General features: G+C 20.2%; 1 protein-coding gene and 1 pseudogene. Both read left to right on the top strand.

Going from position 1 to position 1,871, the window contains the following annotated elements; all coding sequences use genetic code 4:
• Nucleotides 1-1,160: restriction endonuclease subunit S (locus C6B38_RS02830; RefSeq protein ID WP_105298580.1), on the top strand; the 1,160-nt coding region annotated here is incomplete at its 5' end.
• 205 nt (nucleotides 1,161-1,365) lie between these two features.
• Nucleotides 1,366-1,871 (top strand): annotated as a pseudogene (locus C6B38_RS02825) (hypothetical protein); the annotation flags it as partial.

Raw genomic sequence — 1,871 nt, 5'->3', positions numbered from 1 at the left:
ATAAAACAACTTTTAATAAGTTTTATAATAAGGGTAAATCTGGAGGAACTCCAAGTACAAAAAATAAAGATTTTTATAATGGAGAAATATCATTTTGAGAAATATCATTTTTATCAATTAAAGATGTTAACATTTTTCAAACTGAAAAAACAATAACTAAAAAAGGACTTAAAAATTCTAGTGCTTGATTAGTACCAAAAAATTCATTAATATACTCTATATATGCTTCTGTTGGGTTTCCAACAATCAACAAAATTCCATTAGCTACTAGTCAAGCTTTTTTTTGTATGGAAATTAATAATTTATATTTTTCAACAGAATACTTATATTATTTATTACTTAAATTTAAGAAAAAAGAATTAAATAAATTTATTATAAAACAAACACAGCCCAACCTTTCTAAGGAAATAATTAATCAATTTATTTTTAAAATACCTAGTTTACAAGAACAAACTAAGATTGCAAACTTTTTTAGTATTATTGATAGAAAGATTGAATTAATTAAAGAACAATTAAGTTTATTAGAAAAACAAAAACAATATTACTTAAATAATATGTTTGCAAATGAAAAAAGTTATCCAAAAATTAGATTTAAAGGATTTAATGATGAATGAAAAAGTAAAAAAATAAAAGAATTAGGTAATATTAAAACTGGTAAAACACCTTCTACAAAAAATGAAAAAAATTGATTAAATGATGTTCTTTGGATTACTATTCCAGATATGACAAAAAAATATTTAACAAATTCTAAAAAGAAAATTTCTTTAATGGCAAGTAAAAAAAACCCTATAGTAAAAGAAAAATCAATTTTATTTTCATGCATAGGTACAATTGGAAATATTGGTATTACAACAACTATAACATCATTCAATCAACAAATTAATTCTATTTCTTCAATAAAAGATGGTGTTGAATATGTATATTATTTATTTCAATATAATACTGAAAAAATAAAATCTTATTCTTCGGCACAAACACTTCCTATGATTAATAAAAATTATTTTGAAAATATTGAGATTTTTGTTTCACTTAATTACAAAGAACAAACTAAGATTGCACATTTTTTTACTATTATTGATAGAAAAATTGAATTAATTAAAGAACAATTAAGTTTATTAGAAAAACAAAAACAATATTACTTAGATAATATGTTTATTTAATTTATGGTTTTTATCTGATTTTTATATAAAAATAAAACTTTTACATAATTTTTTCGTTTTTGTAAGTGTTTATATTTTGATAATGGTAAAAGTATTAATACCATCAATTATTTTACCATCAATTATTTTCTACAAAATTAAATTAGATTATTGCTGACATTCGTTTTGAATCATTAATTTAATGATTAAAAGGAATAATAGGTATATGTTAAATGTTTTTAATAGTTTTAAAGATATAAAATTTGTTGAAGAAGTAAATATCGATGTTAATTTAATAGGAAAACAAAAAATGAAAGAAAAATATGAAAACCTTGATCAAGAATTAAGAGAACAAAACCGTAATGGCAAAAATGGTTATATTTTGTGAGGAAAAAAGAATAAAATGATAAAAACTCCCTTTGGCAATATTATAATTAAAGCTTCCAGATTTGGTTATCGTGATAAAAAAGATAATAAATTCAAAACAACAACTTTATTAAATAAAAAAAATGTTTTAAAAAATAATCAAACAATTATTTTGAGTGTTAAAATAGAACTTTGAAAATTAATGGATAGTGCTAAAAGACAAAGAGATATTATGGATATGTACCCAAAATTAAATATATCTAAGATGACAATCACAAACATTAATAAGGAAATTGATTTTGCTAAATTATTTAAAGAACAATTAAAAACAAAGACTGAAAAAATAATTGTTGAAAAAATAATTGT

Source organism: Spiroplasma sp. ChiS (assembly GCF_002968355.1).
GTDB classification, from domain to species: domain Bacteria; phylum Bacillota_I; class Bacilli_A; order Mycoplasmatales; family Mycoplasmataceae; genus Spiroplasma; species Spiroplasma citri.
The sequence above is the reverse complement of the archived record's forward strand: the minus strand, read 5'-3'. Positions and strand labels throughout refer to the sequence as shown.